Source organism: Rathayibacter sp. AY2B7, assembly GCF_002931635.1.
Lineage (GTDB): Bacteria > Actinomycetota > Actinomycetes > Actinomycetales > Microbacteriaceae > Rathayibacter.
Map to the genome: position 1 here is coordinate 1 of NZ_PSUC01000039.1, position 26,616 is coordinate 26,616.

The following is a 26,616-nucleotide window of genomic DNA, read 5'->3' on the forward strand; positions in this document are numbered from 1 at the left end:
GCACCGGGCTCCAGCCGTAGGCGTACTGGAAGTGCAGGATCAGGCCGAACAGGACGCTCGCGAAGGCGACCGAGGCGCCGAGCTGCGTGAGCGCCGCTCCCCGCGCGGGGCCGGCGCGGAAGATCGCGAGGTCGATCATGGGCGAGACGGCGCGGCGCTCGCGGACGACGAATCCCGCGACGGCGGCGACGGTGCCCGCGGCGCAGGCGATCGTGAGGAGCGACAGCCAGCCGTTCTCGACTCCGCTGGTGAGCGTGTAGCAGCCGAGCCCCACCGCGGCGACGGTGAGGGCGGTCCCCGGCAGGTCGAGCCGACCGGAGGTGAGGTCGGCGCGCCGGTCCGCGGGGACTCCGAGGCGCACGCCGATCCAGACCAGCAGCGCGATCGGGGCGTTGACGACAAGCAGCCACTGCCAGCTGACGGTGCTGAGGATCGAGCCGCCGAGGAGGGGGCCGAGGACCATGCCGGACATCCCGACGATCATCACGATCGTGATCGACCGCATGCGGAGCCTCTCGTCGTCGAAGAGCCGGAACACCAGCGACATCGTGACGGGCGCCATGGCGGCCGCGGCGCAGCCGAGCGCCGCGCGGAGGGCGATCAGCTGGCTGATGTCGGTGACGAGGACGACGGCGAGGCTGATCAGCCCGAACGCGGCGAGGCCGGTGAGGAGCACGCGGCGGCGGCCGAACCGGTCGGCGGCGGACCCGGCTGTCAGCAGCAGCCCGCCGAAGGTCAGGGAGTAGGCACCGGTCACCCACTGCAGTCCGGCGGTCGACCCGTCGAGTGAGCGTCCGATCGTCGGGAGGGCGATCGAGAGCAGCGTGTTGTCGACCATCTCGACGAAGAACGCGAGGCAGAGAGCGGCGAGCGGGAGTGCCGCGGAGCGGAGGGAGGTGTGAGCGCGGGACTCGGCGGAGGTGGTCGTCGGAGCGGACATCGAGGCGCCTTCCTATCGAACGCCGTTCGACTCTCGTACGGCGTTCGATAGTATGGAACGCCGTTCGGTAAGATGCAAGCCATGCCTGCAGATCGCCCGACGGAGACCGCTGCCGCGCCCTCCCCCGCCCGGGGCCGCCGCCGAGCGTCGCACTCGCTCGACACCGTGCTGGCCGAGGCGATCGCGATCCTCGACGAGTCCGGGGAGTCGGCCCTCACGTTCCGCGCGCTCGCGGCCCGACTCGGCGGCGGCGTGGCGAGCATCTACTGGTACGTCGGCAGCCGCGACGAGCTGCTGGAGCGGGCGACCGACGAGGTCATGGGTCGGGTCCTCGCCGACAGCGAGCCGCTCACCCACGGGCCGGACCCGATCGACAACGTCCGCGCCGTCGCACTGGCCCTCTTCGACGAGTGCGTCCGCCGACCCTGGTTCGGCCTCTACATGCTCCGCACGACCGGGGTGCAGCCCAACTCGATGGCGATGTACGAGCGCCTCGGGCAGCAGCTCATGGCTCTCGACCTGACGCCCCGGCAGCGGTTCCACGCCGTGTCGTCCATCGTCAGCTACGTCGTCGGAGTCGCGGCCGACCTGGCGCAGCCGCCGCCCCGCAAGTTCCTCGAGAGCGGGATGGAGAGGGGCGAGTTCCTCGAGCACCTGGCCGACCGCTGGCGCGCCCTCGATCCGGAGGAGTTCCCCTTCGGCCACCACGCGGCCGACGTCATGGCGACGCACGACGACCTCGACGTGTTCCGCTCCGGCCTCGACCTGCTGCTGGCCGGGCTCCGGCTGCAGGCGGGGCGGGGCTGAGGCCGGGTCAGCTCCCCGAGGTCCGCCGGATCGCGACCACGGTCACGTCGTCCGCCAGCAGCCCCTCGGCCGCCAGGCGGGTGACGCCGGCGACCGCGGCGGCGGCGGTCGCGGGGGCGGCGACGGCCGCGTCGGCCACCCGGTCGAGGGCGGCGAGGGAGCCGTCGAAGAGGTCCAGCACGCCGTCGCTGCAGATCAGCAGCAGGTCGCCGGGGTGGAGCCGGAGGCCGGTCGGCTCCCACTCCTGCGTGCCGAGGAGGCCGAGCGGCAGGTGGGCGGAGGGGATGCGCTCGCGCGAGCCGTCGGCGCGGCAGACGATCCCGAGTCCGTGTCCGGCGTCGACGAGCGCGATGTCGCCGGTCGAGGCGCTGAGCCGCAGGTGGAGGAGCGTGACGAACGCGTCGTTCGCCGACAGGTCCGGCTCGACGACCCGGTCGATGAGCGCCATCGTCGCCGCGGGGCCGAGGGCGGGAGGAGTGACGCGCAGGGCGGCGCGGACCGTGGCCGCGATCATCGCGGCGCCGACCCCCTTGCCCATCACGTCGGCGACGGTGACGGCGAGCCCGTCGGGCGTGCTGCGCCAGTCGAAGAAGTCACCGCTCACCGTCCCGCTCGGCACGCAGGCGCCGGCGACGTCGTAGCCCGGGAGGTCCGGGACCGAGCGGGGCTCGAGCCGCCGCTGCACCCTCTCGCCGTCGGCGAGCTCCTGCCGCGAGCGGGCGGCGCCGGCGGTGAGCATCTGCGCGACCTGCTCGCCGCTGAGCGAGGCCATGCTGAACGACACCACGACCAGCAGCACCAGCGTGATCAGCGTGGTGGTCGGGGTCCCGAACCAGGTCGCGAACAGCTCGCTGCGCAGCCCCGCGGCCAGGAACACGGCGAACCGGAGCGCGTAGTAGAGGGAGAGGGCGCCGGAGCTGAGCAGCAGCGGCCAGCGCGTGCGCGAGCGTCCGGCGCCGAGCAGCGCGATCTCGCGGGTCGACAGGCCGATGAGGAGCGCCATCGAGGCGAGGTAGAGCGGCCCTCCCGACCAGTCGTTGACAGCGGGCGAGTCGAGGCTGGACACGCCCGTCACCACCACGGTCGGAGCGACGACCAGCCACCACGGCGTCGGCCTGCCGCGGAGGGAGCGGCTCGCTGCCCAGACCGCGGCGGCGCCGGCCACGATGAGCCCGTTGCCGAGCGGATTCGCCCACACCTGGTCGGCCGTGCCGTCGCGGAGGTAGGCGAGCGAGCCGCCCATGAACAGCGCGAGCGCCGTGCACCACCAGAAGCTGAAGGACGAGCGCGTCGATCGGTAGGTGACCAGCGCGAACAGCAGGAAGAGGGTGAGGGCGGTGACCCCGAAGGCGACGCGGAGGGTCGTGGCATCGAGCAAGGCGGGTCCGTGGCCCTTCCAGGAGACCGAGCGGCGGAGCGGCGGACGGGCGCCGTGATCAAGGGGATCCTGGCACGGCGCGCGGGCCGCTCGGGGCGCTCCGTGGCGGCCGGCCCCGGGGATCCGCGGCAGTGCGGCCCGTCCGCCCACCCGACGGGGGGAGCAGGAGGGGAGCTCGCACGTCCGAGGAGAGACCACCGCCCTCGCGCTCGATACAGCATCGCGTGTATCGTCGCTCCCGTGCCCGCCACCGCGACCCTCACCCACTCCGCTGCTCTCGCGCGCCTCGGATCCGCCCTGGCGGACGAGACCCGGTCCCGGATCCTGCTCGCGCTGCGCGAGGCTCCGGCCGTCCCCTCCGACCTCGCGGACGCGCTCGGGGTCTCTCGGCAGGTGATGTCGAACCAGCTCGCGTGCCTCCGCGGATGCGGGCTGGTGGAGGCCGTGAAGGACGGCCGGTACACCTGGTACCGGCTGGCCGAGACCCGGATCACCGGGGCGCTCGACCACCTGCTCCGCCTGGCCCTGGTCGTCGATCCGGACTGCTGCTCCGGCGACGACTGCCGCTGCGCATGACCGCCCTGCGCACCCCGCTCCTCCCCGCCCGCCGCCGCGTCCTGCAGAGGCGCATCCGCTGGATCGTCGGCGCGACCATCGGCTACAACGTGGTGGAGGCGATCGTGGCCCTCGCCGCCGGGACGGTCGCCTCGTCCACCGCACTCGTCGCCTTCGGCCTCGACTCCGTGGTGGAGGTGCTCTCCGCCGCGGCCGTCGCCTGGCAGTTCTCGGGGCGCGATCCGGAGGCGCGCGAGCGCACCGCGCTGCGGGTGATCGCCGTCTCGTTCCTCGGCCTGGCCGCGTTCATCGCCGTCGACTCGGTCCGGGCGCTGCTCGGATTCTCGGAGGCCCAGCACTCCCCCGTCGGCATCGTGCTGGCCGCCGTCAGCCTGCTGGTGATGCCCGCGTTCTCCCTGCTCGAGCGCCGGACCGGCCGCGAGCTCGGCTCGGCCTCGGCCGTCGCGGACTCGAAGCAGACGCTTCTCTGCTCGTACCTCTCCGCCGCCGTCCTGGTGGGCCTGCTGCTGAACAGCACGCTCGGATGGACGTGGGCCGACCCCGTCGCCGGCCTCGTGATCGCCGCGGTCGCCGTCCGCGAGGGCCTGGAGGCCTGGCGCGGCGAGTCCTGCACGACGCCGATCTCCGCGCTCACGAGCGAGGACTCCGAGGCCTGCGGCTGCTGCTGACGAGGGCGGGACGGCGCGGCGCACATCGGCGGTGGACGACCTCCGTCAGGACTTCGTCACGAGGCCGGCGGCCGAGGACCCGCTCCGGAGCTACCGACGGCCGGCCCGCGCCTCGACGACGTGCCGGCACCCGATCCCGCCGCGCTCCAGCTCCTCGCGCTCGCGGCGGAGCCCGACGCGGATCCGCCGCGCCTCGGCCAGCGGCAACACCACCTCCGGATCGACGGTCGCCAGCAGGACCGCCGCCCGCGACCTCGCCGCCACCCGCACGTCGAGGCACGGCGTCGCCTCGGCGAGTCCGAGCAGCGCGGCCACCAGCAGCTCCAGCTCGACCGCCGTCGCGTGGAGCACCAGCACCCGCGAGGCCGGGCTCGACGGGCGGCGGACGAGGAGCGTCGCTCCGGTCATCGTCGCCGCCCTCCCCTGCCCGGGACCGGTCCGGGAGGTCCGCCCCGCCTCGGCCCTCGGCGACCGCCCGCGCGACGTCGGCGTGCACGCATGGGGTCCTTCTCTCGTCCTGCTGCGGTGCGATCTGCACCGCACCTCCATCCGACGACTCGGGCACCCGGCCGGGGAGAGGGTTGCCCAGCGCGCGTCGGCGGGTCAGGAGGCGCCGACGCCGCCCGGGATGAGAGGGTTGCGCGGTGTCCACTGCAAGCGTGCCGTCGCCGCGCGCCGGAGTCCGGACCCGGCGCTTCCGGCGCCTCGCCCGCACGGGATTCGCCGTCAACGGACTGATCCACCTCCTGATCGGCGGCCTGGCCCTGCGCGTCGCGGTGAGCGACGAGACCTCGCGGGAGGCGGACGCGTCCGGGGCGATCGGGCGCATGGCCGACTCCCCCGTCGGGCTCGTGGTGGTCTGGGCCGCGCTGGTCGGGCTCGTCGCGCTCGGCCTCTGGCAGCTCTCCCTCGGCGGGCGCTCCTCCGCACCCGGCCTCGCCGCCCGCCTGGGCCGCCGGATCGTCGAGTCGGGCAAGGGCTTCGCCTCGCTCACGCTCGCGGGCACCACGCTCGTCTTCGCCCTCGGCGGCTCGACGAGCTCCTCGGCCACGATCCGCCGCATCAACACCGAGCTGCTGACGAGCACGGTCGGCGTCGTGATCCTCGTGATCGTCGGCGGGATCGTGCTGGGCAGCGGGATCGGCTTCGTCGCGATCGGGATCCGGCGCGGCTTCCGCAAGCTCGTCCGCATCCCCGAGGGCCCGACGGGGACCGCCGTGCTGATCCTCGGCGCGACCGGCTACATCACGAAGGGGCTCGCTCTGGGCCTGGCCGGCGGGATCTTCGTGGTCGCGGCGCTGACCGGCGACGCCCGCCAGGCGACCGGGCTCGACGGGGCCATCCGCTTCCTCGACGTCCCTCCGTACGGCACGATCGCCCTGACCCTCGTCAGCGCGGGACTGGTCATGTACGGGCTGTTCCTGGTCGCCCGGGCGAAGCTCGCGAAGCTCTGAGCCGACGCGGCAGTCGTTCACAGTCGCCACCCATATCGCTGAGTATCGTTCGGAGAAACAGGAGGTCATCATGAACGGATCGTCATCGACCGGCGCGTTCGGCACCGGCACGCCCATCGAGAGCATCTGGCGCGCGATGGAGCAGGCCCGCTCCCGCATGGAGAAGCGCGTCGGCTCCCGGGTCGGCCGCGGGGACGTGCGCACCGCGGTGCTCGCGCTCCTCGCCGAGCAGCCCATGCACGGCTACCAGATCATCCGCGAGATCGAGGAGCGCAGCGGAGGCGACTGGAAGCCGAGCCCCGGCTCCGTCTACCCGACCCTCCAGCTCCTCGCGGACGAGGGCCTCATCACGGCCGACGAGCAGAACGGCCGCAAGACCTACACGCTGACCGACGCCGGCCGCGCGACGGTCGCCGAGCACGGCACCTCGACCCCGTGGAACGACTCCGACCACGTCGACTTCGGCGCCCTGCCCAAGGCGGGCCTCGAGCTCGCCCAGGCCGCGGCCCAGGTCGGACGCTCGGGCACCCCCGAGCAGATCCGCAAGGCCGTCGCCGAACTCGAGGACGTGCGCCGCCGCCTGTACGCGATCCTCGCGCAGGACTGACCCGGGTGGCCTCGGTCAGCCCGGGTCCTGCCGCCCCGGGCCACCGAGAGCGGGAGGACCGGCGGCGCTACCGCCGGATCCTCCGCTTCGCCGCGTGGCATCTCGCGGTCACCTGGTTCTTCGACCTGCTCCTGCCGCGGGTGGGGCTCACGCGCGTCGCGCTCCGCACCCGGCCCGGCCGGATGCGCCGCTTCGCCCGCAGCTTCCACGTGCTCGCGGTCGACCTCGGCGGCCTGATGATCAAGGTCGGCCAGTTCATGTCGTCGCGCCTGGACGTGCTGCCGCCCGAGATCACGCGCGAGCTGGAGGGGCTGCAGGACGAGGTCCCGCCCGTCCCGTTCCCGCGGATCCGGGCGCTGGCCGAGTCCGAGCTCGGGCTGCCGCTCGAGCGCGCCTACGCCGGAGTCGACGAGTCGCCCGTCGCCGCCGCCTCCCTCGGGCAGGCCCACCGCGCCCGGCTCTCCCCCGTCGACGCCGAGGACACCGGCTACTCCGCCGCCATCATGAAGGTGCAGCGGCCGGGGATCGACCAGATCGTCGAGGTCGACCTCGCGGCTCTGCGCCGCGTCGGCGGCTGGCTCAGCCACGTGCGCCTGGTCTCGGACCGCGTCGACGCCCCGGCGCTCGTCGAGGAGTTCGCGGTCACCAGCCTCGAGGAGATCGACTACCTGCAGGAGGCGGCCAACTCCGTCCGCTTCGCCGCCGACTTCGCGGGCGACGTCCGGGTGGCCGTCCCGGACGTGGTCTGGGAGCGCTCGACCCGCAAGGTCCTCACGCTCGAGGACGTCACCGCGATCAAGATCACCGACCACGCCGCGCTGCTGGCCGCCGGAATCGACCCGCGGGAGGTCGCTCCGGTCTTCGCGGCCGTGATGTTCGACCAGCTCTTCACCAACGGCTACTTCCACGCGGATCCGCACCCCGGCAACGTCTTCGTCACGCCGACCCCCGGGGGCGAGCTGCCCTGGCGCCTCACCTTCATCGACTTCGGGATGATGGGCGAGGTGCCGCCGAGCACCCGTGCGGGCCTGCGCCGGATGCTGATCGCCGCCGCCTCCCGCGACGGCAAGGGGCTCGTCGACGCGGCCCGCGCGGTCGGCGTCCTCCTCCCCTCGGCCGACTCCCGCGAGCTGGAGCGGGCGCTCACGCAGCTCTTCGCCCGCTTCGGCGGCATGGGCTTCGCCGAGCTGCGGGAGGTGGATCCGCGCGAGTTCCGCGACTTCGCCGTGCAGTTCGGCGACGTGGTGCGCGCGCTGCCGTTCCAGCTCCCCGAGAACTTCCTGCTCGTCATCCGCGCGATGTCGCTGACCTCGGGCGTCTGCAGCGCGCTCGACCCGGCCTTCAACCTGTGGGACTCGGTCGAGCCCTACGCGCAGCAGCTGATCCGCGAGGAGCGCGGCTCCGTCGTGCAGGACGTCGGCAAGCAGGCCGTCGACACGCTCGGCCTGATCTGGCGCCTGCCGCGCCGGCTCGACGAGCTCGTCACGACCCTCGACGACGGCGAGCTCGCGGTCACCGTCCCCACGATCGAGCGCCGGCTGAACCGGCTCGAGGGCACCGTCCGCCGCGTGATCTCGGCCGTGCTGTTCGCGGGCCTGCTGATCGCGGGCGCCGTCGTGCGCCCGGACGACAGCGGCTTCGGGACCGTGCTGATGATCGCGTCGGCGCTGCCGCTGCTGCACGCCCTGCTGGCCCGCGGCCCGCGCGGCTGACGGCCGCCGTCAGGCCGCGGCGGCGAAGGCCCGGGCGGCGCGGGTGACCGCCTCCGAGAGCGCCCGGATCGCCGGGGTCTCGACGCGCCGGGCCAGCGTCGCGAGGTAGATCGTCCGCGCCGGGACGGCGTCGGCCTGCCGGAACGAGACGGCCCGGACGTCGTCCCGGTGCGTCGCCAGCGCGAGCCGCGGCGCCATCGCGATGCCCACGCCCGCAGCGACCATCGCCTGCACCTCCTGGTAGTCGTACGCCTCGTAGACGACGTCCGGGGTGATGCGGGCGCGCGCGCAGCTGCGGTACAGCACGTCGGCGGCGGGGTGGCCTCCGTTGCGCGTGATCCACTGCTCGCGCGCGAGCGAGCGGAGGGGGACGCCGTCCTGGATGGGGCTGTCCGCGGCGACCAGCAGCATCGTCTCGTCCTGCACGAGGCGGCGCAGCACGAGGTTCTTCTCGGTCTCCTCCGTCCAGGCGTAGCTCCACAGCAGCGCCAGCTCGATCTCGCCCGAGCTGAGCATGTCGATCAGCTGCGGGCGGAGAGCGGACTGCACGCGGATCTCGATCCCCGGCCAGGCCGCGTGGGCGTCCTTCAGCGCGTCCGAGAGGAGCGAGGCGCTCACGGTGGGGAACGAGCCGAGGCGCACGGTGCCCCGCTCGAGTCCGCGGATCGCCTCGAGCTCCCCCTCGGCGGCCCGGAGCTCCCGGCGGACCGCCCGCGCCCGCTCGACCAGGACCCGCCCCGCCTCGGTGAGCTGGACGCCCCGCGGAAGACGGTCCAGGACCGGCTGCCCGATGAGCTGCTCGAGCTTGGCGATGCGCTGGGAGGCGGCCGAGGTGGTCATCCGGGAGCGGGCGGCGCCGCCCGTCAGGGTGCTCGTCTCGACGACGTCGAGGAGCAGATCGAGAGTGACGAGATCGAAGGTGGCCATGGGCGAGTGTAGCTCTCCTTAAGGCCTCCGTAGCATTTCGAGATTTTGCCGAAGCCTCCTGATTCGTAGCGTGAGCCCATCACCGACGCTCAGGAGGCACCGTGCGCATTCCCGCCACCCTCATGCGAGGAGGCACCAGCAAGTGCTGGCTCTTCGATCGCGACGCCGTCCCCGCCGACCGGGACGCCCTCGCCGAGCTCCTCATCGAGCTCTTCGGCGCCGACGACCCCCGCCAGCTCGACGGCGTGGGCGGCGGCACCTCCGTCACCTCGAAGGCGGTCGTCGTCGGCCGCAGCACCGAGCCCGGCATCGACATCGACTACCTGTTCGCCCAGGTCGCGATCGGCGCCCACGTCGTCGAGTGGGGCAGCAACTGCGGCAACTGCGCCACCGCCGTCGCCCTCTGGGCGGTCGAGCAGTTCGGCCTCCCCCGCGACGAGAACGGCTTCACCGGCGTGCGGATGCGCAACCTCAACACCTCGGCGGTCGTCGACGCCCGCGTGGCCGGCGGCTCCTCCGAGGAGGTCTCGGTCCCCGGCGTCCGCGGGACCGGCACGGCGGTCGACCTGGCGTTCGTCGACCCGGCCGGCTCCTCCACCGGCTCGCTCTGGCCCGGCGGCGGCCCGCTCACCACGCTCGCGGTCGACGGACGGGAGCTCGAGGTCACCCTCGCCGACGCCGGCGCCCCCGTCGTGCTCGTCGCGGCGAGCGCCCTCGGCCTCGGACCGGCGGCCGGCGAGATCGACCTGCTCGCCCACGTGCCGCTGCTGCGCCGGATCCGCGCGCACGCCGCGGTCGCGATGGGGCTGGCTCCGTCGGTCGAGGCGGCCGGCGACGCGGTGCCCAAGGTCGGAGTCGTCGGCCCGGCCGTCGACTACGTCACCTCGCTCGGCGAGCACGTCGCCGCCGCCGACTACGACGTCTCGGTGCGGATGCTCTCGATGAACGCCCCGCACCCGACCATCGGCCTCACCAGCGCCGTCGCCGTGGCCCTCGCGGCCGGCGTCGACGGCTCCGTCCTCACCGCGACGGGGGTCGATCCGTCGACCACCGCCCTGCGCATCGGCACCCTCGGCGGCCCCCTCCGCTGCGAGGTGCAGGCCGACGCCGGCACCACCCGCGTGCTCCTGCAGCGCGCGGCCCGCCGGATCGCCGACTCCGAGCTGCTCACCCACCAGACCCTCGCGCGCTGACGCGCTACCGTCAGCACCAATCAGGAGAAGACAGTGTCGTCTATCGAGATCATCCCCCTCATCGGCCTCGTCGTGATGTTCGTCATCGCGACCGTGTTCCCGATCAACATCGGCTTCCTCGGCTTCATCGGAGCCTTCCTCGTCGGCGCGATCGCGTTCGGCTACGACGACAAGGAGATCCTCGAGGTCTTCCCGGCGTCGATCGTCCTCACCATCATCGGCGTGACCTACTTCTTCGGCATGGCGAAGCAGAACGGCACCATCGACCTGATGGTGAACGCCTGCATCCGGGCCGTGCGCGGCCGGGTCTACCTCATCCCGTGGGTGTTCTTCCTCGTCGCGGCCTTCCTCACCTCGCTCGGCACCTTCAGCCCGGCCGCGGTCGCGCTGATCGCCCCCGCCGCGATGAGCTTCGCCGGCCGCACTCGGATGAGCCCCCTCGTCATGGGCATCATGACCATCAACGGCGCCCACGCCGGAGCCTTCTCCCCCATCTCGGTCTCGGGTGTGCTCGTCCGCGGCATCGTCGAGGACGCCGGCCTCACGCTCGACCCGTGGCAGCTGTTCCTCTCCAGCTTCGGGATCAACACGCTCCTCTCGGTGCTCACGGTCGTCGTCTACGCCGTCGCCTCCCGCGTCCGCACCCTCGAGTACACGGCCACCGGCTCCATCCGCACGGTCGGGCCGAACGCTGTCGAGGCCGAGCGGATCCCGCTCACCCGCACCCGCCTGCTGACGCTGGTACTGATCGCCGCGATCCTGCTGATCGTGCTCGTCCTGCACCAGCCCATCAGCTTCGTCGCGATCGCGGCGGGCGTCCTCCTCTCCTTCACCGACCTGAAGAACACGAGCCGGTCGATCGCCGGGATCAGCTGGCCGACCGTGCTGCTGGTGGCCGGCATGGTGACCTACATCGCGATGCTCGAGGAGCTCGGCACGATCGACGACCTCGCCGACATGGCGCTGCTCATCGGGGCGCCCCTCCTGGTGGCGCTGGTGCTCTGCTACGTGATCGGCATCTCCTCCGCCTTCGCCTCCTCGACGGCGCTGCTGGCCGCGATCATCCCGCTCTCGCTGCCGCTGCTGCAGCTCGGGGAGCTGCCGGTGGTCGGGGTCGTGGCCGCGCTCTCGATCGCGGCGACCGTGGTCGACGTGTCGCCGTTCTCGACGAACGGCGCCCTGGTGCTGGCCAACGCGCAGAACATCGACAGGGGCCGGTTCTACCGTCAGCTGCTGGTCAACGCGGGGATCGTGGTCGCGATCGCGCCGGCGATCTGCTGGCTGCTGCTCGTCGTGGTGCCGTCGGCGCTCGCCTGATCCGCGCCGCCGCCGAACCGCCCGCCCGTCCGTCCGTCCGTCCGTCAGAAGGAGCCCACCGTGCCCGGTCCGATCCGCATCGCCGTCCTCGACGACTACCAGGGGGTCGCCGGTCGCGCCGTCGACTGGACGGACGTGCCGGGCGGTGCCGAGGTCTCCGTGCTGCGCGAGCACCTCGGCACCGCGGAGGAGGTGGTCGCCGCGCTCGCGCCGTTCGACGTGGTCGTCGCGATGCGCGAGCGCACCCGCTTCGACGAGGCGGTGCTGTCGGCGCTCCCCTCCCTCCGCCTGCTCGTCACCACCGGCCGGGCGAACTCGGCGATCGACCTCGCCGCCGCCTCCCGTGCGGGCGTCGTGGTGTCCAGCGGAGCCTCCGGAGGCACCACCGGCGCGGCCGAGCTCACCTGGGCGCTGATCCTCGCCGCCCTGCGGCACCTGCCCGAGGAGGACCGCTCCGTGCGCGAGGGCGGCTGGCAGCGGACGATCGGCGGCGACCTCGCCGGGCGCCGGCTCGGACTCCTCGGGCTGGGGGCGATCGGCTCGCGGGTGGCCCGGGTCGGCGCGGCGTTCGGCATGGACGTGGTGGCGTGGAGCCCGCACCTCGACACCGAGCGGGCCGTCGCCGCCGGGGCCGCCGCAGTGTCGAAGGAGGAGCTGCTCGCGACCTCCGACGTGGTCAGCCTGCACGCCCGGCTCACTCCCGGCTCGCGCGGCATGATCGGCGAGGACGAGCTCGCCGGGATGAAGCCGACCGCTCTGCTGGTGAACACGGCCCGCTCGGCCCTCGTCGACGGACCCGCCCTCCTCGACGCCCTGCACCGGGGCGCGCTCGGCGGCGCGGCCCTCGACGTGCACGACGAGGAGCCGCTCCCCTCGGACTCCCCCTGGCGCAGCGCCCCGCGCACCGTGCTCAGCCCGCACCTGGGCTACGTCACGGAGGACACCTACCGACGCTTCTTCGCCGACTCGCTGGAGTGCATCCGCGCCTGGGCCTCGGGAGCGCCGATCCGCGTGCTCGGCTGACGCGGCCACGAGCAGACGCCGGGGAGCAGAGTGCGGAGAGCGAGCCCCGGCACACCAGACGCCCGCCATACGCCCCGGTCCGTAGCATGACGGCATGCGCGTGCTGATCGTCGAGGACGAGCCCTACCTCGCCGAGGCGGTGCGCGACGGGCTGCGCCTCGAGGCGATCGCGGTCGACATCGCCCCCGACGGCGAGACGGCCCTCGAGCAGCTGGCGGTCACCGACTACGACGCCGTGCTGCTCGACCGCGACCTGCCCGGCATCCCCGGCGACGAGGTGCTGCGGCGGATCGTCGCGGACGCGCTGCCGGTGCGGGTGCTGATGGTGACCGCGGCGGACCGGCTCGACGAGAAGGTGCGCGGCTTCGAGCTCGGGGCGGACGACTACATCACCAAGCCCTTCGCCCTCCGCGAGGTGGTGATGCGGCTGCGGGCCGTCGCGCGCCGGCCGGCCGAGGGCGCGCCCCCGGTGCTGGAGTTCGCCGGGCTCCGGCTCGATCCGTTCCGCCGCGAGGTCTACCGCGGCGACCGCTACGTGGCGCTGACGCGCAAGGAGTTCGCCGTGCTCGAGGTCCTGATGGCCGCGCGCGGCGGGATCGTGAGCGCCGAGACGCTGCTCGAGCGGGCCTGGGACGCGAACGCCGATCCGTTCACCAACGCCGTCCGCATCACGATCTCCTCGCTGCGCAAGCGGCTCGGCGACCCCTGGGTCGTCCGCACCGAGCCGGGCGTCGGCTACGGGATGGTCGACCCCGGCGCCTCGGCACCGTGAGCGTCCGCCTCCGCCTCACCCTCAGCTACGCGGGGTTCCTCCTCGTCGCGGGCGGAGCGCTCATCGCCCTGCTGTTCTACGTCCTCCGCTTCGTGCCCGACGAGCAGATCGACGCGGGCGGCCCCTTCGTGCCGAGCCGCACGGACCTGATCGAGGCACTCCTCCCGCGGGTGTGGCAGGTGCTCCTCGCCCTGGCGGTGGTGGGGCTGATCGGCGGCTGGTTCCTCGCCGGGCGGATCCTGCGCCCGCTGGCGAGGATCAGCGCGGTCGCCCGGGAGGTGGCCGCCGGCTCGCTCGACCGGCGGGTCGGGCTCGGGGGCCGACCCGACGAGTTCGGCCTGCTCGCCGACGCCTTCGACTCGATGCTCGAGCGGCTGGAGCGCTCCTTCGCGGAGCAGCGGAGGTTCGCGGCGAACGCCTCGCACGAGCTGCGGACCCCGCAGGCGATCGCGCGCAGCATCCTCGACGCGGCCCTCGCCGACCCCGGGAGCGGCGACCCGGGCGAGACGCTCCGGCGCCTCGACGAGACGAACCGGCGGGGCACCGAGATCGTGGAGGCGCTGCTCGCCCTGGCGGCCCTCGACTCGTCCGAGCCGCTCCTCCGGGAGCCCGTCGACATCGCCGAGACCGCCTCCGACGTCGTCGACGAGCTGCGCCCGCTGGCCGAGGCCTCCGGGATCGTCGTGGTCGACGAGCTGGGCGAGGGCTCGTTCGACGGGCATCCGGTGCTGGTGCGGCAGCTGCTCGGCAACCTCGTGCTGAACGGCGTCCGTCACAACGTGCCGGAGAGCGGCCGGGTGGTCGTCGCGACGCGGACCGCACCCGACGGAGCGGTCGAGGTCGCGGTCGTCAACACCGGACCGGTGGTCCCCGACGCGCTGCTCGCCACGATGACCGAGCCCTTCGTGCGCGGCGCCGGACGCACCGCGGGCGGGGCGGGCCCGCGCGGCGCCGGGCTCGGGCTCGCGCTCGCCGCCCGGATCGTCCAGGTGCACGACGGCGAGCTGCGCCTCGACGCCCGCGACGAGGGCGGGCTCACGGTGACGGTGCGGTTCCCCCCTCCCGGCGTATGGTCGGCGTCTGCTCGGCCCTGACGCTCCCGTCACCCCTCCCCTGGTGTGCTCGCTGCATGCGCTCCACCTTCGTCTCCCCTCACCGCCCTCGCCGCGCCGGCTCCGCCGTGATCGCCGCGTCCCTGGCCGTCGTCCTGCTCGCCGCCCTCCTCGGAGCGGCGTCGTGGGCCCTCCTGAGCGAGCGGCGCGGCAGCGCGCCCGCGGCGGCCGAGCTCTTCTCCGACCCCCTCGGCGACGAGGACGGCTACATCGAGGAGGGCGAGTCGGTCTCTCCCTTCGCCGACGACCTCCCGGCGATCGCCCGCCTCGACCCCGCCCTGCGCGCGGCCGTCCAGGCCGCCGCCACGGACGCGGCCGCCGACGACGTGCCTCTCGTGGTGACCAGCGGCTGGCGCAGCGAGCGCTACCAGCAGGCGCTGGTCGACGACGCCGTCCGCGAGTACGGCGCGGAGGAGGCGGGCCGCCGCGTCGCATCCGTCACCTCCTCCGCCCACCTCACCGGCGGCGCGGTCGACATCGGCTACACGGACGCGGACAGCTGGCTCGCGCAGCACGGCACCGACTACGGGCTCTGCCAGATCTACGCGAACGAGATCTGGCACTTCGAGCTCGCCACCGAGCCGGGGGGCCACTGCCCGGAGCAGCTGCCCGACGCGAGCGCGACCTGAGCGGACGTCCCGCGCGCCCCCGGGATCCGATGCGTCGCCAACGGTCGTCATCGGAGCCGCGTGGGAGCAGTTCGCGACGCATCGATCGCGCAGGCGGCCGGGGCTCAGCGGCCGGGCTCAGCGGCTGGTGAGCAGCTCGACGAACTCGTCGGCCATCGCGAGCTGGGCGCTCAGCGCCTCGCGGCGCTCGCGGGCCTGCGCGACGAAGGCGTCGAGCTGCGCGCGGACCTCGGCCGGCGCGTCGTCGCCCTCGGCCTCGAGAGTGTCGATCACGCGGAGCAGCGCGGCCATCTCCTCCAGCGAGAAGCCGAGCGGCTTCATGCGGCGGATGAGGATCAGGCGGTCGTAGTCGGTGGACGTGTAGAGGCGGAAGCCGCCCTCGGTGCGGCCGGACGCCTTCACGAGGCCGATCTCGTCGTAGTGGCGCAGGGTCCGGAGCGAGAGGCCGGTCCGCTCGGCGAGCTCGCCGATGTGCATGGTGCCGATCCTGCTCACCCCTTCAGATCTACCCTTACGTGAGGGTAGGGTTGCACGTGCTGCTGACACGCCTCTGCAAGCTTGGCATCCCCGCCCGCTTCCGCCGACCCGATGCCGCAGCTCTCCGCGCTCCTCGTCGAGCACCCCTCCCACTCCCTGGAGCCGCCGCGATGGCCCTCGCCTCGAAGACCCCTGCCCGCCCCCACGCCGAGCCGACCGTGATGACGGCGCTGCGCACCCCCCGCATCCTGACCCGCGAGGTCCTCGCCGGCCTCGTCGTCGCGCTCGCGCTCATCCCCGAGGCGATCTCGTTCTCGATCATCGCGGGCGTGGATCCGCGGGTCGGCCTCTTCTCGTCGTTCGTGATGGCCGTGTCGATCGCGTTCCTCGGCGGGCGCCCCGCGATGATCACCGCCGCCACCGGCGCCGTCGCCCTCGTGATCGCCCCCGTCGCCCGCGACTACGGGATGGACTACTTCATCGCGACGGTGATCCTCGCGGGCGTGCTCCAGATCGTGCTCGGGCTGCTCGGAGTGGCGAAGCTCATGCGCTTCATCCCCCGCAGCGTGATGGTCGGATTCGTGAACGCGCTGGCGATCCTGATCTTCTCGGCGCAGATCCCCAACCTGATCGGCGTGCCCTGGCTGGTCTACCCGCTGGTCGCCGTCGGCATCGTGATCATGGTCGTGATGCCTCGCCTGACGAAGGCCGTTCCGGCGCCTCTCGTCGCCATCGTCCTCATCACCGCGGCGGTCGTCGTCACGGCGGTCGCCGTCCCCACCGTGGGCGATCAGGGCGAGCTGCCCCGCAGCCTCCCCGAGCTGTTCGTCCCGAACGTGCCGCTGACCTGGGAGACCTTCACGACCATCGCGCCGTACGCCGTCGCGATGGCGCTCGTCGGACTCCTCGAGTCGCTGATGACCGCGAAGCTCGTCGACGACATCACCGACACCCCCTCCCGCAAGACCCGCGAGTCGCTCGGGCAGGGCGCCGCGAACGTGCTCTCCGGCCTGTTCGGCGGCATGGGCGGCTGCGCGATGATCGGCCAGACGATGATCAACGTGAAGGCGTCCGGCGCCCGCACCCGCATCTCGACCTTCCTCGCCGGCGTGTTCCTCCTGATCCTCGTCGTCGCGCTCGGCGACCTCGTCGCGATCATCCCGATGGCCGCGCTGGTCGCGGTGATGGTGATGGTCTCGGTGGCGACGTTCGACTGGCACAGCATCCGCCCGTCGACCCTGAAGCGGATGCCCGTCGGCGAAACGGTCGTCATGATCGCCACGGTCGTCGTGGTCGTCCTCACCCACAACCTGGCGATCGGAGTCGTCATCGGCGTCCTCGCCGCCATGGTCGTCTTCGCCCGCCGGGTCGCCCACTTCGCGACCGTCGAGCGCACCCTCTCCGCCGACGGATCGACGGCCCACTACACGGTCACCGGCGAGCTGTTCTTCGCCTCCAGCAACGACCTGACCACGCAGTTCTCGTACGCGGAGGACCCCGCGCACGTCGTGATCGACCTCTCCGGCTCCCACGTCTGGGACGCGTCGACCGTCGCCGCGCTGGACGCCGTCACCACCAAGTACGAGCGCCACGGCACCCGCGCCGTGATCGAGGGCATGAACGACGCCTCCACCCGGATGCACGGCCGCCTCGCCGGGAACCTCGGCGCGGGGCACTGAGGGCGGGGGCCGCGGGACCGCACGCGCAGCCCCTCAGAGCGGCGCGAGCACCAGCGACCAGAGCCAGCGCCCGCCGACGACCCGGTGCACGACCACGAACAGGGCGGTGATCGCGAGTCCGACCGGCAGCAGCACGGCGCCGGCCGCGAGGCGGTCGGCGGGCACGGCGAGCAGCAGGCCGAGCGGCACCGACGCGCAGGCTGCGACCAGCGCCGCGACGAGAGCGGCGCGGCGGTCCCGGGTCGGCTGCGGCACGACGCCGATCCGGCGCCGGACCAGCCGGTGGGCGAGGGCCCACGCGGCCGTGGTCCCGAGGGCGGTGCCGCCCGCGATCGCCGGCACGACGAGCTCGGCAGGCAGGAGGAGCCCGCCGACGAGCGCCCCCACCGCGACGCCGACGGCCGAGACGACCTGGGTCGCCAGCGAGTCGCGGGCCCGACCCAGCGCGAACATCGCCCGGTTGAGGACGTAGGTCTGGCTGAAGCCGACCAGGCTCAGGGCGAGCAGCTGCAGGACTCCGCCGATCACCGGTGTGCCGAAGACGAGCTGCGTGAGCAGTGGCGCCGCCGCGACGAACAGGAGCGTCGCGAGCAGAGTGACGGCGAGCACCGCGTCCTCGGTCCGTCGGAGGTTCACCGCCGCGGCCGCCCGATCGCCGCGGTGCAGGTCCCGGCTGAGCGGCGTGAACATCGCCGTGGCGACGGAGACGACCAGGATGCCGTGCGGCAGCAGGAGCAGCAGCTGCGCGCTCGAGAAGGAGTTGAGGCTCGGCCCGTCGACGCCGGCGCGGTTCATGGCCTGGCCGGCCGCCGTCGCCGCGTTCGAGACGACGATGTACGACACCTCTGCGACGAGGGCGCCGAGGAACACCCAGACCGCGTCCCGCGACACTCCGCCGAGCCCGGCGACGCCGAAGCGCGGCCGCAGGCGGACGCCGACGGACCGCGAGAACGCGACCGCGATCACCCCCTGCACCACGATCGCCGCAGTGGCAGTGCCGCACAGGAGCGCCACCATCTCCGGCGTCCACTCGTCGGCGGGTGTCGACGCCGCCTCGGGGTGGATCAGGAGGAACACCGCGATCCCGAGCACCGAGATCACGTTCGCGCAGGCGGGCGCCCACGCGCCCGGCCCGTACTTCTCGGCGGAGTTGAGCAGCTGCGAGAAGACGGCGAAGACGATGTAGAAGAAGATCTGCGGCAGGCACCAGTAGGCCATCTGGGTGGCGAGCAGAGCCCAGTCGGCCGACCAGCCCCCGGCGTAGAGCCCGACGATCAGCGGCGCCGCGAGCGTGCAGGCGGCCGTGAGGAGCGCCGCTCCGCCGAGGCAGACGGTGAGCAGCCGCTCGAGGGTCCGCACGCCCTCCGGTCCGTCGGCCCGCGCCCGGACCATCTGCGGCACGAGCACCGCGCCGAGCACCCCGCCCGCGATGAGCCCGTACAGGTAGGTGGGCGCGGAGTTCGCGACCTCGAACACCTGCCCGCCGACCGACGCGCTCGTGCCGCCGACCGCCACGATCTGGAGCGCCAGCCGGACGAACCCGAGGATCCGCGAGACGAACGACGCGACCACCATCCCCCCGGTCGCGCTGCGCATCCGGGCAGCATAGGCGGTGCGGCCCGGGTCGCTGCCCTCCGCGGCGCCCACCGGGGTCGATGCGTCACGAACGGTCGTCACGGGCGCGGGAGAGGGGCCGTTCGTGACGCATCGATCCCGAGGGGGCGGGGGTGGGAGGGCGAGCGGGCGGCGCTAGACGCGCACGGGCGCGACGGAGGCGCGGCGGATCAGCCGCGTCTCCAGCTCCATGCGGGTGGCCGAGGCTCCCGAGGCGAGCGGGGTCGCCGACCGGTGCGCCTGGTGCAGCATCCGGAAGGCGATGGCGCCCATCTCGCCGATGGGCTGCTGGATCGTGGTCATCGGCGGGGTCGCCCAGGCCGACTCCTCGACGTCGTCGAAGCCGATGACGCTGAGGTCGCGGGGGATGCGGAGGCCGGCGTCGTCGGCGGCCTCGTAGACGCCGAGCGCCATCACGTCGGAGCAGGCGAAGAAGGCGGTCGGCGCGTCGGGCTCGGCGAGCATCAGCCCGGCGGCCTCGCGGGCCAGCTCGCGGTCCCAGTCGCAGTAGGCGACGCGCGGATCCTCGACCCCGGCGGCGCGGAGCGCGGTGGTGAAGCCGTCGATCCGGGCGCTGCTGTAGAGCTGGGTGCGGGTGCCGCCGAGGACGCCGAAGCGGGTGTGGCCGGCGTCGAGCAGGTGCTCGGCGGCCATGCGGCCCCCGTCCCAGTTGGTCGCGCCGACGCTCGCGACGTCGGCCGGCGGCCGCGTGCTGGGGTCGACGACGACGACGGGCAGCTCGGCGGTGGTCAGCAGGTGCAGCTGCGCGGCCGAGACGTTGACCAGCACCACGATGGCGCCGAGTGAGGGGCGGCGGAGGAGGCGGCTGATCCAGGCGCCGTCGTCGCGGGCGCGGGTGAGCACCAGGTCGACCCCGGCGGCGGAGGCCTCGGCCTCGATCCCCTCGAGGACCGGTCCGATCCAGGTGCCGCCGATGTGGCCGACGACGACGTCGACGATCTGGGCGGAGTGCGGATCGTCGACCGGCGGGCGCAGGCGCGGGCGGCGGCGGTAGCCGAGCGCGTGCGCCGCCTCCATCACGCGCAGGCGGGTCGCCTCCGAGACGTCGGTGCCGCCGTTGAGCACCTTCGAGACGGTGGGGACGCTCGTCCCGGCGCGCTCGGCGATCAGCGCCATGGTCGGGCGGGTGGTCGCTCCGGAGACGTCGTCGTGGTCGGGCATGTGCTCACCGTAGCGGATACCGACTTTCGCAACTAGCCCTGCGTCAGGACGGCTTGCTCCGCCGGGAACCGCGGTGCATGATGGTCGGACGCCGGGGCCTCCGCACGGAAGTTGCGCAAGTCCTGTTCGATGACGAACCGCGGAGCGATCCGCCCGCACGTGAGGACGACGATGACCGACCACTCCCCGACCACTCCCGGCAAGACGGCCCTCGTCGTCCGAGGTGGCTGGGACGGCCACCAACCGGTCGAGGCGACCGAGCTGTTCCTGCCGTTCCTCCGCGACAACGGCTACGACGTGCGCGTCGAGGAGTCGACCGCCGTGTACGCCGACGAGGCCTACATGCGGACGGTCGACCTGATCGTGCAGTCGAACACGATGACCTCCATCCAGTGGGAGGAGTTCCTGGGCCTCCGCGCGGCGGTCGAGCGCGGCACGGGCCTCGCCGGCTGGCACGGCGGGATCGCCGACTCCTACCGCGACAACTCCGACTACCTGCAGCTGATCGGCGGCCAGTTCGCCTCGCACCCCGGCAAGCACCCGGACGAGCGCACCGGCGAGCAGTCGGACAACTACATGCCGCACACGATCGAGATGACGGCCCTCGCCGCCGACCACCCGATCACGCAGGGCATCTCCGACTTCGAGCTGGTCACGGAGCAGTACTGGGTGCTGCACGACGACTACAACGACGTGCTCGCCACGACCACGCAGGCCGTCCGCCCGTGGGACCCGTGGAAGCGCCCCATCACCTCCCCCGCGATCTGGACCCGCCTCTGGGGCGAGGGCCGCATCTTCGTCTCGACGCCGGGCCACCGCGTCGAGATCCTCCAGGACGACAACGTCCGCACGATCATCGAGAGGGGAATGCTGTGGGCGTCCCGCTGAGAGTCGGCATCATCGGCGTCGGGAAGATCAGCGAGCAGTACCTCGCGAACCTCCCGACCTTCCCCGGCCTCCGCCTCGTCGCGGTCGCCGACCTGAACCAGGAGCGGGCGCAGCAGGTCGCCGACGAGCAGGGCGTCCGCGCCCTCACCGTCGACGCGCTGATCGACGACCCGGAGATCGACGCGGTGCTGAACCTCACGATCCCGGCGGCGCACGTCGAGATCGGCACCCGCGCCTTGAAGGCGGGCAAGCACGTCTTCGCCGAGAAGCCGCTCGGGCTGAACCCGGCCGAGGCCGCGCCGATGCTCGACCTCGCGGACGAGCTGGGCCTGCGCTTCGCGAGCGCCCCGGACACGGTGCTCGGGACCGGCGTGCAGACCGCGCGCCTCGCCCTCGACTCCGGAGCGATCGGCACCCCGATCGCCGCGCAGGTGCACTGGGCCGCTCCCGGCCACGAGCGCTGGCACCCGGCGCCCGAGTTCTACTACCAGCCCGGCGGCGGCCCGCTGCTGGACATGGGCCCGTACTACCTGACGGCGCTCGTGCACTTCTTCGGGCCGGTCGTCCGCGTCACGGGCCTGGCCACCCGCTCCGACCGCCCGCGCACGATCGAGACCGGGCCGAAGGCGGGCACGCCGATCGAGGTGACGATCGACACCCACATCACCGCGCTGCTCGAGCACGCGAGCGGAGTCGCCACGACCGTCACCGTGAGCTTCGAGGTCTGGCGCAGCCGGGCCCCGAAGTTCGAGGTCTACGGCACCGAGGGCACCATCTCGGTCCCGGATCCGAACATGTTCTCGGACCCGGTCGAGGTCGCCGTCCGCGACGAGGACTGGCGGGTCGTCCCCGACTCCGCCGGCGTGATCGACACCGGTCGCGGAGTGGGACTGGCCGACCTCGCGGAGGCGATCGCGGAGGACCGCCCGCACCGCGCCTCCGGCCGCGTGGCCCTGCACGTGCTCGAGATCATGGACGCCGTGCTCCGCTCGAACGAGGAGAAGGCGGTCGTGACGATCGCGAGCACCGCCGAGAAGCCCGACGTGATGCCGCTGCGCACGGCGGGCTCGATCGGCGCCTGACAGCGCCGGGGGGCGACGACGGGAGGCGGGGGATCGCCGCCAGCGCGTCGCTCCCCGTTCGGGGGTGACGGCGGGGCGCGACGCCGTAGACTCGGCGGATCGACGGTCCTCAGCCGCCGTCGCACGCGGAGGGGGATCGGCCGTGGCAGTCGGCTTCCGGCGGAGCGGTGAGCTCCGTGCCCTCGCGCGCCCCCGGCTCCGGGCGGCCGGCGACCCGCTCTCCCCCGAGGACCACCGCTCCCGGCTGTCCGGCTGGCTCAGCATGCCCGGCGGGCCGGGTCTCGTGCGCCCCTCCGCCCTCGCTCCGGCGTGGGAGGCGCCCCTACTCCGGCTCGTGCGTGCCGGGGCGCCGGCGGAGGACCTGCACGAGGCGACCACCGGCTCCCCCGAGGGCTCGCGCCTCGCGGCCGTCGTCGAGCTCGTCCGCGACGCCCTGCACTCCGCGGACGACGATCGCGCTCTGCGGCTCACCGGCTGGCTGGTGCGCATCCGCTACGACCCGTCGGCCGACTCCTTCCTCCGCCGCTACGGGATCGCGCTGACCGTCCGCCTGCCGCTGAGCGGCGGCCTCGACGTGGAGGTGCCGCTCGACGCCCCGGCGCTGCGCCTGCTCTACGCCGAGCTGGCGGCACCCACGGATCCGGCCGCGGCGGTCGTGGCGGTCGAGACCCTGGAGCCGTCGACCCTCGCGGCGTCGACGCTCGCCTCCCTCTACTCCGCCCGCCGACGCTGGAGCGACGTGGCCGAGTTCTCGGCGCCCGTCGAGAACGTGGACGCCGCCTCCGCCGCGGTGCTCATCCGCCGCGGCGTCGCTCTCCGCGAGCTCGGCCTGATCGAGGGCGCCCTCGAGGCGTTCGACCGGGTGGTGCGCCCGACCGTCACCAGTGCGCGGCCCGTGGAGCTGCGGGCGGAGGCGCTGCTCGAGCGCGCGAGCACGCTCCTCACGGACGGGCGCACAGCCCCGGCTCGGCGCGATCTGGAGCGCGTGCTCTCCCGCTACCCGGACAGCGCCGCGGCGCACGAGCTGCTGGCGGTCACCGGGCGCTGACGCGACGGAGGGGCGCACCCTCTGCAGGATGCGCCCCTCCGGGGAGTGCGTCGGCTCAGTGCGTCGGCTCAGTGCGTCGGCTCAGCCCTCGGCCTTGGAGGGCTTGCCCTCGGCGGGCAGGACCTCGTGCGGGGTGTCGCGCTCGTCCTCGCCCTCGGCCTGCGACGGCTTGTCGGACTGGTCGTCCGGGTCCTCGACGGGGCTCGGGGTCTGGTCGCTCATCGGAGTCCCTCCGGCTCGTCGGACGTGGCGGACGGCTCGGGGTGCGCCTCGAACTCCATCCAGGCGCGGTCCAGATCGGCCTGCGCCGACTCGGGCTCGCTGGCGAAGTAGCCGTCGTAGATCGCGCGGCCGCCGTGCTCGGGCAGGTCGTCGCGACCGCCGAAGGCCTGCGCGAAGCGGCCGACCTCGTCGTCCCTCTTCTGCTGATCCCGCAACCAGGCGGGGAAGGTCTGCGTCATGGTGACACCTCTCTCTCCTGTCCTCCAGCCAATCGCCCGCCGCGGATCCGGGCAAGCCCTTCCGCCGCGGGCCCCGAGGGGCCAGGCTCCGCCCTGGAGAAGCGGCGCTCCGCCCTCTAGAGGACATGTCCGCTACAGGGCGCCCCCGCCCCCGCCGTGGACGAGAGCGGACCCCTAGCGTGAGCCCGTGACCGACCCCGCTTCTCCGCGCCCCGCCCGCACCGCCGCGGGTCTGCGCCGCACTCTGCTCGCTCTGACCGCGACCGTCGCCCTGCTCGCCGGCACCGCGGCTCCCCTCGCCTCCGCCGAGCCGGACCCGGTGCCGGTCGGGAACGACCACCTCGCCAACGGCGTCGCCGCCTGGGGGCGCTACCTCAACGGGGAGTGGGACGTGCCGGCGGGCATGTCCGACCTCACGGACGTCGCGAGCAGCTACAGCCACACCCTCGCGCTCCACACCGACGGCACCGTCGAGGCCTGGGGAGCGGATCTGGAGGGCGAGCGGGACGTGCCGGCCGGGCTCCGCGAGGTGACGGCGATCTCGACCGGGTACCTCCACAGCATCGCCCTCACGATGGAGGGGACGGTCGTCGCGTGGGGCGACGACCGTCAGGGCCAGACCGACGTCCCGGCCGGACTCGGCGGCGTGACCGCCGTCGCCGCGGGCAGCTACCACACCCTCGCTCTGCGGGGCGACGGGACCGTGGCAGCCTGGGGCTCGGATCAGTTCGGAGCGACCGACGTGCCGGCGGGTCTCTCCGGAGTGGTCGCGATCGCCGCGGGCGGCTGGAACAGCCTCGCGCTGCGCGCCGACGGGACCGTCGTGGCGTGGGGCGGCGACGACAGGGGCGCGTACACCGCCCCGGCAGGCCTCCGCGACGTCGTCGCCGTGTCGGTCAGCTACTCCCACAGCCTCGCCCTGAAGCGGGACGGCACCGTCGTCACCTGGGGCGACCCCGCCGACTCCGGCTTGCCGCGGGTCCCCGCCGATCTCGGCGGCATCACCGCAATCGCCGCCGGCATCGGCTTCAGCGTCCTGCTGACGTCCGACGGCACCGTCGTCTCCCTCCACCCCGACGGCGACACGGAGCTGGACGTCCCGGCCGGGATCACGGGCGCCACCGGCATCGCGGTCGGCTTCAACCACGCCTTCGCGATCGGCCCGCTGCCGACCCTCACCGCCGACACCGCCGAGACGCTCGTCAAGACCGGGACCCGCTACTCCGCGACCTTCACGGCGTCCGGCCCGGCCGCGACCTTCGAGGTCTCGTCCGGCGCCCTTCCCGCGGGGGTGGCCCTCTCGCCGGAGGGCGTCGTCTCGGGCAGGCCGACCACCGCGGGCGACTCCACCTTCACGGTGAGCGCGCGGAACGCGTACGGCACGACGGCCGGCGTGCCGCACACGGTCACCGTGGTCCCCGCGAACACCCCGCCCGTCGTGACGGTCGCCTCCGCCGCCGACGGCGCCTCCTACGAGAAGGGCTCGGAGCCGAGGGCCGCCTGCGCGATCACGGATGCGGAGAGCGGAACCTTCAGCGAAGAGGCCGTCGTCACCGGCACGCTCGTGAACGGCCTCGGCACCCGCACGGCGACCTGCACCTGGACCGACCCCGGAGGACTGAGCACGACCGCCACCGCGACCTACCGGATCGTCGACACCGGCGTCCCCACCATCGCCGCGACGACCGCGCCGACGGCTCCGAACGCCGCGGGCTGGTTCCGCTCCCCCGTCTCCGTCGGCTTCTCCTGCGCGGACGGCAGCGGCTCCGGGATCCGCAGCTGCACCCCCGCGCGGTTCCTGCGCGAAGGCCCCGGCCAGAGCGTCACCGGCACCGCCGTCGACAACGCGGGCAACCGCGCCACGACGACCCGCAGCGGCATCGCCATCGACACCACGAAGCCGCAGCTCTCGTTCACGTCGAGGCCCGAGGGGTCCTACCCCTTCGGCACCGTGCTCCCGGAGGCGCGCTGCCTCGCGGACGACGCGCTCTCGGGCCTCACCGGCGACTGCGTGATCACGGGCGGCGGCCGCTCCGTCGGACCGCACGTGTACCGGGCGACCGCGACCGACCGGGCGGGCAACGTCTCGACCCTCACCGCGTCCTACACCGTGACCCCGTGGACGATCGGCGGGCTCAGCACCTCGGTGAAGAGCGTGGCCGCCGGAGCCGCGACCGGCATGACGTTCCAGGTGACCTCGACGTCCTCCGCGGGAACGTTCCGCCACTCCGCCCTCGCCGACGTGCGCAGCGTCACGCAGAAGCAGACCTCCTGCACCGCCGGCGCCGTCCTCACCGGAGCGCCGACGACCACCCTGACCGGACGCCTCCGCTACGACACCGCGACGAACCGCTACGTGAAGGCGTGGACGGTGCCCGCGAAGCGGGGCACCTGCTGGACGCTGACGGTCACGACGGCGGACGGCAGCACCGGGAGCGCCCGGTACTCGGTGAAGTAGCGGCGGCGGACGGCCGACGCGCTCCGGTCAGGCTCCCGCCGCGGCGTACCGCTCCGCGAGCACGCGGAACGCGGCGGCCAGCTCGGGCGGCTCGGCCCCGGCCATCGGAGCGTCGAACCGGCCGAACGACGCGGCGAGCGCCTCCCACGACCAGGCGCCGAGGGCGAGTCGGCAGCCCGCGTCGCCGAGGTCCTCCACCTCCCCGTCGCCCGCGTAGGGCAGGACCTCGGCGGCGGGCGCCTCCAGCACCACCGAGCCGCGGCACGGCCACCCCTCCCCGGGCGCTCCGCCGCGGAACCGCGCCTCCAGGAACTCGGCGGGACTCCCGCCCGGCAGCACCCGGCGGCGGAAGCGGGCGCCGCGGGGCGAGCGCGGCTCGAGCCGGTCCACGCGGAACACCCGCCAGTCGTCGCGGTCGAGGTCGAAGCCGATGAGGTACCAGCGGCCCTGACGCGCGACCAGGTGGTGCGGCTCGACGCGGCGCACCGCCTCCGCGTACGCGAAGCGGAGCACCTCCGAGGCCCGGACGGCCGCCGCGACCGCGACCAGCCGCTCCGGAGGGACTGCGGGGGCCGGCGCCGCCGCGACCGTGAAGCGCAGCGCATCGGCTCG

The 26,616-nt window shown here is 73.7% G+C and carries 27 protein-coding genes; 17 read left to right on the forward strand and 10 right to left on the reverse strand.

The window, feature by feature from the left end:
• The coding region (locus C5C27_RS08450) for an MFS transporter (protein ID WP_146079631.1) at positions 1–940 on the reverse strand (940 nt) is incomplete at its 3' end.
• A gap of 81 nt (positions 941–1,021) precedes the next feature.
• On the opposite strand from C5C27_RS08450, the gene C5C27_RS08455 reads away from it, so the two are divergent.
• Positions 1,022–1,747, forward strand: coding sequence for a TetR/AcrR family transcriptional regulator (locus C5C27_RS08455; RefSeq protein ID WP_219813148.1), 726 nt, complete (start codon positions 1,022–1,024; stop codon positions 1,745–1,747).
• A gap of 7 nt (positions 1,748–1,754) precedes the next feature.
• On the opposite strand, the gene C5C27_RS08460 is transcribed toward C5C27_RS08455, so the two are convergent.
• A complete protein-coding gene (locus C5C27_RS08460) occupies positions 1,755–3,125 on the reverse strand; it encodes a PP2C family protein-serine/threonine phosphatase (protein ID WP_104314120.1) in 1,371 nt (456 codons plus the stop codon).
• Between the two features lie 240 nt (positions 3,126–3,365).
• Here C5C27_RS08460 and C5C27_RS08465 point away from each other — a divergent pair, with 240 nt between their 5' ends.
• Both C5C27_RS08465 and C5C27_RS08470 read left to right on the forward strand, forming a co-directional pair.
• Entirely contained in the window at positions 3,366–3,701 is a 336-nt protein-coding gene (locus C5C27_RS08465) for a helix-turn-helix transcriptional regulator (RefSeq protein ID WP_104314121.1), read from the forward strand.
• Positions 3,698–4,369: a cation diffusion facilitator family transporter gene (locus C5C27_RS08470; protein ID WP_104314122.1), complete on the forward strand. Its 672-nt coding sequence runs from the start codon at positions 3,698–3,700 to the stop codon at positions 4,367–4,369. The genes C5C27_RS08465 and C5C27_RS08470 overlap by 4 nt, the downstream gene beginning before the upstream one ends.
• A 90-nt stretch (positions 4,370–4,459) precedes the next feature.
• On the opposite strand, the gene C5C27_RS08475 is transcribed toward C5C27_RS08470, so the two are convergent.
• Entirely contained in the window at positions 4,460–4,777 is a 318-nt protein-coding gene (locus tag C5C27_RS08475) for a hypothetical protein (protein WP_104314123.1), read from the reverse strand.
• Positions 4,778–5,013: 236 nt separating this feature from the next.
• Here C5C27_RS08475 and C5C27_RS08480 point away from each other — a divergent pair, with 236 nt between their 5' ends.
• The 3 genes from C5C27_RS08480 to C5C27_RS08490 all read left to right on the forward strand — a co-directional run bounded on the left by C5C27_RS08480 (position 5,014) and on the right by C5C27_RS08490 (position 8,142).
• Positions 5,014–5,823: a DUF1206 domain-containing protein gene (locus C5C27_RS08480; RefSeq protein ID WP_104238502.1), complete on the forward strand. Its 810-nt coding sequence runs from the start codon at positions 5,014–5,016 to the stop codon at positions 5,821–5,823.
• Positions 5,824–5,893: 70 nt separating this feature from the next.
• Positions 5,894–6,430 (forward strand): PadR family transcriptional regulator, encoded by a 537-nt coding sequence (locus tag C5C27_RS08485; RefSeq protein WP_104224292.1) that lies wholly within the window; start codon positions 5,894–5,896, stop codon positions 6,428–6,430.
• A 5-nt stretch (positions 6,431–6,435) separates the two neighbouring features.
• Positions 6,436–8,142, forward strand: coding sequence for an AarF/ABC1/UbiB kinase family protein (locus tag C5C27_RS08490; RefSeq protein ID WP_104314124.1), 1,707 nt, complete (start codon positions 6,436–6,438; stop codon positions 8,140–8,142).
• Positions 8,143–8,151: 9 nt separating this feature from the next.
• On the opposite strand, the gene C5C27_RS08495 is transcribed toward C5C27_RS08490, so the two are convergent.
• Positions 8,152–9,069, reverse strand: coding sequence for a LysR substrate-binding domain-containing protein (locus C5C27_RS08495; protein ID WP_104238500.1), 918 nt, complete (start codon positions 9,067–9,069; stop codon positions 8,152–8,154).
• A gap of 101 nt (positions 9,070–9,170) precedes the next feature.
• On the opposite strand from C5C27_RS08495, the gene C5C27_RS08500 reads away from it, so the two are divergent.
• The 6 genes from C5C27_RS08500 (at position 9,171) to C5C27_RS08525 (ending at position 15,115) form a co-directional block, all read left to right on the forward strand.
• The gene (locus tag C5C27_RS08500) at positions 9,171–10,262 is read left to right on the forward strand and encodes a PrpF domain-containing protein (protein ID WP_104314125.1); all 1,092 of its coding nucleotides are present in this window, start codon (positions 9,171–9,173) and stop codon (positions 10,260–10,262) included.
• Positions 10,263–10,295: 33 nt separating this feature from the next.
• Complete coding sequence (locus C5C27_RS08505) at positions 10,296–11,579, forward strand: SLC13 family permease (protein ID WP_104238498.1); 1,284 nt, start codon at positions 10,296–10,298, stop codon at positions 11,577–11,579.
• 60 nt (positions 11,580–11,639) lie between these two features.
• Entirely contained in the window at positions 11,640–12,602 is a 963-nt protein-coding gene (locus C5C27_RS08510) for a D-2-hydroxyacid dehydrogenase family protein (RefSeq protein WP_104238497.1), read from the forward strand.
• A gap of 94 nt (positions 12,603–12,696) precedes the next feature.
• Positions 12,697–13,374 carry a response regulator transcription factor gene (locus tag C5C27_RS08515; RefSeq protein ID WP_104314126.1) on the forward strand — a complete coding sequence of 226 codons (678 nt, stop codon included), beginning with the start codon at positions 12,697–12,699 and terminating at the stop codon, positions 13,372–13,374.
• On the forward strand, positions 13,371–14,468 hold the full coding sequence (locus tag C5C27_RS08520) for a HAMP domain-containing sensor histidine kinase (protein ID WP_104314127.1): 1,098 nt from the start codon (positions 13,371–13,373) through the stop codon (positions 14,466–14,468). The genes C5C27_RS08515 and C5C27_RS08520 overlap by 4 nt, the downstream gene beginning before the upstream one ends.
• Before the next feature lie 35 nt (positions 14,469–14,503).
• Complete coding sequence (locus tag C5C27_RS08525; protein WP_104314128.1) at positions 14,504–15,115, forward strand: D-alanyl-D-alanine carboxypeptidase family protein; 612 nt, start codon at positions 14,504–14,506, stop codon at positions 15,113–15,115.
• A 117-nt stretch (positions 15,116–15,232) separates the two neighbouring features.
• Here C5C27_RS08525 and C5C27_RS08530 read toward each other — a convergent pair whose 3' ends face one another.
• Positions 15,233–15,592 carry a MerR family DNA-binding transcriptional regulator gene (locus C5C27_RS08530; RefSeq protein ID WP_104227142.1) on the reverse strand — a complete coding sequence of 120 codons (360 nt, stop codon included), beginning with the start codon at positions 15,590–15,592 and terminating at the stop codon, positions 15,233–15,235.
• A gap of 170 nt (positions 15,593–15,762) precedes the next feature.
• On the opposite strand from C5C27_RS08530, the gene C5C27_RS08535 reads away from it, so the two are divergent.
• Complete coding sequence (locus C5C27_RS08535; protein ID WP_104314129.1) at positions 15,763–17,271, forward strand: SulP family inorganic anion transporter; 1,509 nt, start codon at positions 15,763–15,765, stop codon at positions 17,269–17,271.
• Between the two features lie 33 nt (positions 17,272–17,304).
• Here the strand turns inward: C5C27_RS08535 and murJ are convergent, their stop codons facing one another.
• Together murJ and C5C27_RS08545 are read right to left on the reverse strand one after the other, a co-directional pair.
• Positions 17,305–18,867 (reverse strand): murein biosynthesis integral membrane protein MurJ, encoded by a 1,563-nt coding sequence (murJ, locus tag C5C27_RS08540; RefSeq protein ID WP_146079632.1) that lies wholly within the window; start codon positions 18,865–18,867, stop codon positions 17,305–17,307.
• A gap of 153 nt (positions 18,868–19,020) precedes the next feature.
• A complete protein-coding gene (locus tag C5C27_RS08545; protein ID WP_104314131.1) occupies positions 19,021–20,067 on the reverse strand; it encodes a LacI family DNA-binding transcriptional regulator in 1,047 nt (348 codons plus the stop codon).
• Between the two features lie 171 nt (positions 20,068–20,238).
• On the opposite strand from C5C27_RS08545, the gene C5C27_RS08550 reads away from it, so the two are divergent.
• The 3 genes from C5C27_RS08550 to C5C27_RS08560 all read left to right on the forward strand — a co-directional run bounded on the left by C5C27_RS08550 (position 20,239) and on the right by C5C27_RS08560 (position 23,085).
• Positions 20,239–20,955 carry a ThuA domain-containing protein gene (locus C5C27_RS08550; protein ID WP_104224320.1) on the forward strand — a complete coding sequence of 239 codons (717 nt, stop codon included), beginning with the start codon at positions 20,239–20,241 and terminating at the stop codon, positions 20,953–20,955.
• Complete coding sequence (locus C5C27_RS08555) at positions 20,940–22,037, forward strand: Gfo/Idh/MocA family protein (RefSeq protein ID WP_104238491.1); 1,098 nt, start codon at positions 20,940–20,942, stop codon at positions 22,035–22,037. Before C5C27_RS08550 ends, C5C27_RS08555 begins: the two co-directional genes overlap by 16 nt.
• A gap of 142 nt (positions 22,038–22,179) precedes the next feature.
• Positions 22,180–23,085, forward strand: a complete 906-nt coding sequence (locus C5C27_RS08560; RefSeq protein ID WP_104314132.1) for a tol-pal system YbgF family protein — start codon at positions 22,180–22,182, stop codon at positions 23,083–23,085.
• Positions 23,086–23,166: 81 nt separating this feature from the next.
• On the opposite strand, the gene C5C27_RS17995 is transcribed toward C5C27_RS08560, so the two are convergent.
• A complete protein-coding gene (locus C5C27_RS17995) occupies positions 23,167–23,307 on the reverse strand; it encodes a hypothetical protein (RefSeq protein ID WP_159940045.1) in 141 nt (46 codons plus the stop codon).
• Positions 23,304–23,546 (reverse strand): hypothetical protein, encoded by a 243-nt coding sequence (locus tag C5C27_RS08565; RefSeq protein ID WP_104227148.1) that lies wholly within the window; start codon positions 23,544–23,546, stop codon positions 23,304–23,306. The genes C5C27_RS17995 and C5C27_RS08565 overlap by 4 nt, the downstream gene beginning before the upstream one ends.
• Before the next feature lie 187 nt (positions 23,547–23,733).
• On the opposite strand from C5C27_RS08565, the gene C5C27_RS08570 reads away from it, so the two are divergent.
• Positions 23,734–26,004, forward strand: coding sequence for a PxKF domain-containing protein (locus tag C5C27_RS08570; protein WP_104314133.1), 2,271 nt, complete (start codon positions 23,734–23,736; stop codon positions 26,002–26,004).
• A gap of 27 nt (positions 26,005–26,031) precedes the next feature.
• Here the strand turns inward: C5C27_RS08570 and C5C27_RS08575 are convergent.
• The coding region (locus C5C27_RS08575) for a YafY family protein (protein ID WP_146079633.1) at positions 26,032–26,616 on the reverse strand (585 nt) is incomplete at its 5' end.

Excerpts from the sequence above, each read along its gene's own strand:
- C5C27_RS08530 (WP_104227142.1), bottom strand. The coding sequence starts at position 15,592 with ATGCACATCGGCGAGCTCGCCGAGCGGACCGGCCTCTCGCTCCGGACC.
- C5C27_RS08495 (WP_104238500.1), bottom strand. The coding sequence starts at position 9,069 with ATGGCCACCTTCGATCTCGTCACTCTCGATCTGCTCCTCGACGTCGTC.
- C5C27_RS08525 (WP_104314128.1), top strand. The coding sequence starts at position 14,504 with ATGCGCTCCACCTTCGTCTCCCCTCACCGCCCTCGCCGCGCCGGCTCC.
- murJ (WP_146079632.1), bottom strand. The coding sequence starts at position 18,867 with ATGCGCAGCGCGACCGGGGGGATGGTGGTCGCGTCGTTCGTCTCGCGG.
- C5C27_RS08475 (WP_104314123.1), bottom strand. The coding sequence starts at position 4,777 with ATGACCGGAGCGACGCTCCTCGTCCGCCGCCCGTCGAGCCCGGCCTCG.
- C5C27_RS17995 (WP_159940045.1), bottom strand. The coding sequence starts at position 23,307 with ATGAGCGACCAGACCCCGAGCCCCGTCGAGGACCCGGACGACCAGTCC.
- C5C27_RS08485 (WP_104224292.1), top strand. The coding sequence starts at position 5,894 with ATGAACGGATCGTCATCGACCGGCGCGTTCGGCACCGGCACGCCCATC.
- C5C27_RS08565 (WP_104227148.1), bottom strand. The coding sequence starts at position 23,546 with ATGACGCAGACCTTCCCCGCCTGGTTGCGGGATCAGCAGAAGAGGGAC.
- C5C27_RS08455 (WP_219813148.1), top strand. The coding sequence starts at position 1,022 with ATGCCTGCAGATCGCCCGACGGAGACCGCTGCCGCGCCCTCCCCCGCC.
- C5C27_RS08545 (WP_104314131.1), bottom strand. The coding sequence starts at position 20,067 with ATGCCCGACCACGACGACGTCTCCGGAGCGACCACCCGCCCGACCATG.
- C5C27_RS08535 (WP_104314129.1), top strand. The coding sequence starts at position 15,763 with ATGGCCCTCGCCTCGAAGACCCCTGCCCGCCCCCACGCCGAGCCGACC.
- C5C27_RS08470 (WP_104314122.1), top strand. The coding sequence starts at position 3,698 with ATGACCGCCCTGCGCACCCCGCTCCTCCCCGCCCGCCGCCGCGTCCTG.
- C5C27_RS08515 (WP_104314126.1), top strand. The coding sequence starts at position 12,697 with ATGCGCGTGCTGATCGTCGAGGACGAGCCCTACCTCGCCGAGGCGGTG.
- C5C27_RS08550 (WP_104224320.1), top strand. The coding sequence starts at position 20,239 with ATGACCGACCACTCCCCGACCACTCCCGGCAAGACGGCCCTCGTCGTC.